Annotated in this window: 9 protein-coding genes and 1 pseudogene; 8 read left to right on the top strand and 2 right to left on the bottom strand. The window is 40.5% G+C overall.

Going from position 1 to position 6,163, the window contains the following annotated elements; all coding sequences use genetic code 11:
* Positions 1–17: 17 nt before the first annotated feature.
* From HT736_RS08435 to HT736_RS08420, 4 genes are read left to right on the top strand one after another with little or no spacing between them, the layout of a single operon-like run.
* Positions 18–509 carry a MazG-like family protein gene (locus HT736_RS08435; RefSeq protein WP_001093849.1) on the top strand — a complete coding sequence of 164 codons (492 nt, stop codon included), beginning with the start codon at positions 18–20 and terminating at the stop codon, positions 507–509.
* Complete coding sequence (locus HT736_RS08430) at positions 506–904, top strand: YopX family protein (RefSeq protein WP_172921783.1); 399 nt, start codon at positions 506–508, stop codon at positions 902–904. The genes HT736_RS08435 and HT736_RS08430 overlap by 4 nt, the downstream gene beginning before the upstream one ends.
* Positions 897–1,076 carry a hypothetical protein gene (locus tag HT736_RS08425; RefSeq protein ID WP_001113499.1) on the top strand — a complete coding sequence of 60 codons (180 nt, stop codon included), beginning with the start codon at positions 897–899 and terminating at the stop codon, positions 1,074–1,076. Before HT736_RS08430 ends, HT736_RS08425 begins: the two co-directional genes overlap by 8 nt.
* The gene (locus HT736_RS08420) at positions 1,027–1,587 is read left to right on the top strand and encodes an Lrp/AsnC family transcriptional regulator (protein WP_031233722.1); all 561 of its coding nucleotides are present in this window, start codon (positions 1,027–1,029) and stop codon (positions 1,585–1,587) included. The genes HT736_RS08425 and HT736_RS08420 overlap by 50 nt, the downstream gene beginning before the upstream one ends.
* Before the next feature lie 135 nt (positions 1,588–1,722).
* On the opposite strand, the gene HT736_RS08415 is transcribed toward HT736_RS08420, so the two are convergent.
* Both HT736_RS08415 and HT736_RS08410 read right to left on the bottom strand, forming a co-directional pair.
* Positions 1,723–2,076, bottom strand: a complete 354-nt coding sequence (locus HT736_RS08415) for a type II toxin-antitoxin system PemK/MazF family toxin (RefSeq protein ID WP_000125658.1) — start codon at positions 2,074–2,076, stop codon at positions 1,723–1,725.
* Positions 2,060–2,275 (bottom strand): AbrB family transcriptional regulator, encoded by a 216-nt coding sequence (locus HT736_RS08410; protein WP_001098945.1) that lies wholly within the window; start codon positions 2,273–2,275, stop codon positions 2,060–2,062. Before HT736_RS08410 ends, HT736_RS08415 begins: the two co-directional genes overlap by 17 nt.
* A 129-nt stretch (positions 2,276–2,404) precedes the next feature.
* Here HT736_RS08410 and HT736_RS08405 point away from each other — a divergent pair, with 129 nt between their 5' ends.
* The 4 genes and pseudogenes from HT736_RS08405 to HT736_RS08390 form a co-directional block, all read left to right on the top strand.
* Positions 2,405–2,851 (top strand): ArpU family phage packaging/lysis transcriptional regulator, encoded by a 447-nt coding sequence (locus HT736_RS08405; protein ID WP_054388425.1) that lies wholly within the window; start codon positions 2,405–2,407, stop codon positions 2,849–2,851.
* A 489-nt stretch (positions 2,852–3,340) separates the two neighbouring features.
* Entirely contained in the window at positions 3,341–3,835 is a 495-nt protein-coding gene (locus HT736_RS08400) for a terminase small subunit (RefSeq protein WP_000351060.1), read from the top strand.
* Positions 3,825–5,039: a PBSX family phage terminase large subunit gene (locus tag HT736_RS08395; protein WP_172930937.1), complete on the top strand. Its 1,215-nt coding sequence runs from the start codon at positions 3,825–3,827 to the stop codon at positions 5,037–5,039. Before HT736_RS08400 ends, HT736_RS08395 begins: the two co-directional genes overlap by 11 nt.
* An 11-nt stretch (positions 5,040–5,050) precedes the next feature.
* Positions 5,051–6,064 (top strand): annotated as a pseudogene (locus HT736_RS08390) (phage portal protein); the annotation flags it as partial.
* Between the last annotated feature and the right edge of the window lie 99 nt (positions 6,065–6,163).

Raw genomic sequence — 6,163 nt, 5'->3', positions numbered from 1 at the left:
GGGGATGAGGTACTACTATGAACACACTAGAAAAAGTCAAACAATGGTTTATTGACCGTGATTTAGAAAACGGTGGACGACTAGACAAGCAGTCATTAAAACTTAGCGAAGAGTTCGGTGAGTTGTGCGCAGGCTATCTCAAGAAGAATGAGAAGCTGACCAAGGATAGCATTGGAGATTGCGCAGTCGTGATTGTCGGTCTGGGATTGTTGAGCAAAGTGGATTTGGATAGTATTTTTGAAGAGTCGAAGAATGTTAGAAAGAACGATATTATGACATCATTCGCGTACGCAAATACATGTATTAGCAACATTCAAACAGAACAACATCTGAAACTTATGACCTTACGTATAAAATCATTGACTCTATTGATTGGTCATCTAAAATCAATCAGCAAGTCGCTAGGTTATGATTTTGAAGAGTGTTTTGAACTGGCATACCAAGAAATCAAAGATCGCAAGGGTCGTTGGATTGATGGCAGCTTTGTGAAGGAGGAGGATTTGGCATGACACCAAAATTTAGAGTGTGGGATAGCGTAGAAAAGAAATTCGTAGAACATTTTTTTATCACAGATAACGGCTTGATTTGCAACATGGAAAAACCAACATCGGACTCCAAACTTCTTATTCCTATCGAAAAGTCAGAATTGATCCTCATGCAATCAACAGGACTCAAGGATAAGAACGGCAAGGAAATCTTTGAGGGGGATGTTCTTGAAATTCAAGATGAAGGAGAAGTCCTTGGGAATGCAAAATTGACTTGGGATAATGAGCAAGCTGTCTTTATGATAGAAGCAATAAGTGTAGATGATATTGCGCCCTTTCATGAAATTCTTAGCGATGAAAGTTACTCTTATAGAGTCGTTGGCAACATCTACGAAAACAAGGAGTTACTAGATGCCTGACGTAGAATGGATTATGGAGAATTGCCATATGATGCGTGACAATGGTATCTGGGCAGGAGAGAAGCAGATTTCCTACGCTAGTCCAGATGGGCAATATACGTATTACGTAAACAAGCGTAAAGATGGCACTTATTATTTACATGGAGCGTATAAACATTATGGCAGGACGTAGATGGACAGAAGATGAGGTTGATTATCTGGAGTGGTACGTCTTGTCCAGAGAAGAGCATGATTTAACACAGGCTTGCAAGTTTTTGGATAGAAGTTACAACGCAGTTCGGTCAAAATTAGCCAAACTTCAGAAATACAATCCTAACTTGCAATTTAAGCCCAAATGGTCAGACGCAGATGATAGCTATATCCTGAAATACTACCAACGCTTTTCGTACAAGACCTTGGCTCGTATCTTAGGACGTAGTGAGAAAGCCATTCGAGACCGCATCCGAAAATTAGGGAAACGAAAAATTTTAGACTTGACTATATTTCACAAAGATGTAGTTTCGCTAGCCAATCAAGGTATAGCTGTAAAAGATATCGCACAAAAATTAGGACTACATTACAATCAGGTATATTACTGCTTGAATAAACATCAGATTCCTTACAAAAAGCGAGAGTTTAGAAATCAAAGTAATAATCTCGCTTGGAGGAATTTGAATGATATGATTTTTATGAGGAGGACTTAACATGACAGACAACATAAACAAACCCAGCCACTACCAAGGCGCAAACGGTCTGGAAGACCTGAAGAAAGCACGTAAGAACCTTGATTGGTTGATTGAGGAATTAGAGAAGAACTAAAAAAGCCCAATCCATAAGGACTAGGCTTCGAAGATGAAGTTGTAGAGTTGGACAACCTTCTGAAAACTGGTTGTATCCATGGTTGTGATTTTTTGAGCCTTGCGCTCTCTAAAGTCAAAAGTATAGAGTTGGAGTGGATTGACAGAGCCATCTACCTTATTGGAACGCACAGGAACGAGCAGGCCTTGTTCTTCTAGTCTGCTTTGACCGTGTGTAATAGGGCATACAGCAACAAATCCCGTCCGCTCCGAATATTCTCTACGCGAGACGACAATAGCAGGACGGCGTTTCTGAATCTCACGTCCAACAGACGGGTCGAAGTCAATCCAGATGATGTCCTGTTTTTCTGGAATGTAATCATATTTCGCTGTCAAGGAATTTTACCCCTTCAAAGTCATCTTCCATGCGTAGGTCTGCATCGCCGCTAAATGGGTCTGGAATTTTTGGAGCTAGGACAATGACATTATCTACACCCTTGTAGACAAACATTTCCTGACCTTCTGGAACATTGAGTGTTTTGGGAATGGTCACAGTGACAGAGTTCCCAACCTTACGAGTTTTAACAGTATTCATTTGTTTCTCCTTTATTTTGTATACATACAGTATACATATAAAAACGGAACAAAGCAAGAAAAAAGCCAGCACAGCTGACTCCTTTGTGATATGTTCGCTAAAAATATTATATCATAAAGGAGCGATGTTGTGAGGTTATTAAAAAGCGTTGACGTGCAATTTACCAAAAAAAATGTATATGACGTTCTAGAGAGTTATCGCTCGTATGTCCGGATGGCAGGCGCTGAGTATTTGCCTAAAATTACAACGACCTACTCATTTGAACCAAAGACGTTTACTGGTAAGAACACAGCCACTGAGAATATGGTTATCGAACATGTGGATGCAGAGGCAGAGGTTTTGGAAATTGAGAGAGCTGTGAACTGCATTATGGATCCATACGTTCGGCAGGTTATCACAAAGAAGTACATGGATATGAAAATCCAATTATCAGACAAGGCTATCTATATGGACTTAGGCTATTCTGAAAGTGAGTTCTACCGCATGCTTAGCAGAGGCGCTTTGGAATTTGCGGAAGCCTATCGAAAAGGTAAGCTGATTGTCTTTCGTAAATTTTTGGGAGATATTTGCAAGTAAATTGCTAGGAAATGGCTTATTTTACATGGTAAAATAGTATTGTCAAGTGATAGGTCAATTGACGTCTCCTTTATACTTTATTATATTTTTCCGAGGCTTCGGTCTCTTAGACAGTAAGGACAGGTTAGCAGGTTGTTTGGGTCTCCTTGAAACTTTTACCAAACGTGCGTTTTACTGCTAGACCAGTTGGTTCGATTCCAGCTGCTGTCATTTGAGTGTTTGTGTCCCAGAATGGGGTAGGCAGTAGGCTTAGCATTCATATATCACTCATTAACTTACAAATGGTTGCGGAGCGACTAGACCTTGCATGATTGCGTAGCTAATTATACTCCGGATAAGTTATAAGCTAGAGGGTTTGATTCCCTCAGAGGTTGTAAAGACTACAAAAAATAAAAAAGAAGTCAAAATTTAATACGCACGCAAGGTTGTAGTCGTCTTGCAAGAAGGTCGCACATCGTGTGGCTTTTTTTGATTATTCGAAAGGTGGTGATGGACATTGGGTTAAATCAAAGACAAAAGATGTTTGCGAGCGAGTATTTGAGGACTGGTAATGTCTATCAATCCGCAATATTCGCAGGTTATAGTGAAGCGTATGCTAAAACAACCGCTAGTAAATTGCTAGAAAATGCAAGCGTTAAAACGTTTATACAAACCGAAACTGAAAAGATGCACGATGAAAATATTTTGAGCGCTAAAGAGGCTCTTTCGATTCTCTCAGACATTGCAAGAGGCCAGCGACTTGAGGAAGTTTTGATGATGAACCCTGTCACTGGTGAGGTGGATAGAGTTACGAAAAAGGCAGATAATAACACAGTTATTAAAGCGATAGCTGAGATATTGAAGCGTTATCCGACTGCTAAACAAGCTGAGAAACTAGAACTTGAAATCGAAAAACTTAAATCACAAATCGGTGTGGATAATGAACAAGACGATAAATTGATAGACTTCGCCAAGGCTTTGAGAGGTGCTTTTGATGACAAATAAATTTACAAAGCGACAAGAAGAAGTGCTTACACGAGTATTGAATGATGATTTTTTTATCTGTGGTCTCCATGGTGCAAAACGTTCAGGTAAAACTGTTCTAAACAACATGGTCTTCATGAATGAGATTGCACGAGTGAGAGAAACAGCGGATAGATTAAACATAGATGAGCCGATGTATATCTTAGCTGGAACATCTTCAACATCGATACAAAACAATATCATTCAGGAGCTGTATAACATGTTTGATATTGAACCTAAATACGATAAGCACGGAGCTTTTACCCTTTGCGGTGTCAAGGTAGTTCAAGTCTACACCGGTTCTATATCTGGTTTAAAACGCGCCCGTGGTTTTACTGCTTTTGGAGCTTATGTAAACGAGGCATCTCTTGCTAACGAACAAGTATTCAAGGAAATCATCTCACGTTGCTCAGGAGAGGGTGCTAGGATTGTTTGGGATAGCAACCCAGTCATCCCGACACACTGGCTCAGACGGGATTATATCAACTCTGGAGACGATATGATCATCGACTTTCATTTTAAGTTAGATGATAATACATTCATGTCTGACAGATACCGAGAGAATATCAAGAATGCGACACCAGCTGGTGTATTTTATGACCGAGATATTCTTGGTCTGTGGGTGACTGGTGAGGGCGTCGTCTATCGTGATTTTAGCGAGAATATGGTTGTAGATAACGTACCAGAAGATATCACTAAAGTCTATGCTGGTGTTGACTGGGGGTATGAACACTTTGGCTCTATTGTTGTTATTGGAGAAACGCCTGACGGTTCGGTTTATCTGCTAGAGGAACATGCACACCAGTACAGAGAGATAGATTTTTGGGTAGATCTTGCTAAGAATATCAAGGAACGATACGGAAACATTACTTTCTGGGCAGATAGCGCACGACCTGAACACGTTGCAAGATTTCAAAGAGAGCAATTAAGAACATTCAACGCTAATAAAGCGGTATTGTCTGGTATTGAAGAAGTAGCCAAGCTGATGAAAGCTGGGCACTTTTTTGTTGTATCAAACAAGGTCAGCAAGTTCAAAGATGAGGTCTATCAATACATCTGGAATGAAAAAACAGGCGAGCCAGTGAAAGAGAACGACGACGTGCTGGATGCGGTGCGTTATGCGATTTACTCGCAACATTCGCAACCAAAAGCAACCGTCCGCAGACGTTCTGATTATGGCCTATAGAGAGGAAAGACATGTACCAATATTTAACCTATCCACGGGATGGATATGATGAGGGTTCTTTGAAGAAAGACCTGATTTATAAATTGATAACGAAGCATAGCACTGAAGGCTCACGTTTGAAGAAGCTTAAAAGCTACTACTTGGGTGAACATGCTATCTTAAATCACAAGAGACGCAACGAGAACGCACCCAATTACAAGACGGTAGCTAATCATGCCAAGGATATTGCAGACACGGCTACGGGCTATTTTATGGGCAATCCTATCAAGTATAACAATACTGCTGACGGTGATATCGATGAACTACTTACAGCCTTTGATGGTGCTGAAATTGACCAAGTAGATGCTCAGAATGCTTTGAACATGGCTATCTATGGTCGTGCTTACGAGTACATCTATGCTAAAGAGGGTATGGCTGAGTTGGATTCAACTAGTATTGATCCGGAGAATACTTTCATGGTCTACGATGATAGTATTGAGCGGAAGCCTTTGTTTGCGGTCTATTACTATGAAGTAAAAGACGATACGAAAGACACTACCAAGTACCAGGCTGAGGTTTTTACCGAAAATCTGCACTATCACATGGTGCTGAGAAGTACAGATTCAGGAACAACTCAGAATGAGCAGGTAACCCCTCACAACCTTGGGCAAATCCCAATTATCGAATATCGCAACAATCACTTTGCAATTGGTGACTATGAGCAACAAATTAGCTTGATAGACGCTTATAATTCCTTGATGGGGAATCGTGTCAATGATAAGGAACAGGCTGTAGAGTCTATACTTGTCTTGTATGGCACGCAGTTAGCAGACACTCCAGAAGACGCTAAGGTAGCAATGAAGATTCTTTCTGAAGAAGGTCTTTTGGAATTGCCGGGCGATAGTGCAAGGGCTGAGTTCTTGAAGAATACGCTGGACGAAAGTGCTACTGAAATCTTGCGTACAGCTCTTAAAGAGGACATCTACACATTTAGCCATGTGCCTAATTTGACTGATGAGAATTTCGCAGGGAATACTTCGGGGGTGAAATAGTTGCCCTCCTCAAAGGTAACTTTGAGGTAATAAATCGGGTTAAAATTGGAAGGCGCAAAACAGTAATAACCTAGATATTTATATTCTGTTATG

This window comes from Streptococcus sp. 339 (assembly GCF_013277285.1).
In the GTDB taxonomy this organism is placed as follows: domain Bacteria; phylum Bacillota; class Bacilli; order Lactobacillales; family Streptococcaceae; genus Streptococcus; species Streptococcus pseudopneumoniae.
The sequence above is the reverse complement of the archived record's forward strand: the minus strand, read 5'-3'. Positions and strand labels throughout refer to the sequence as shown.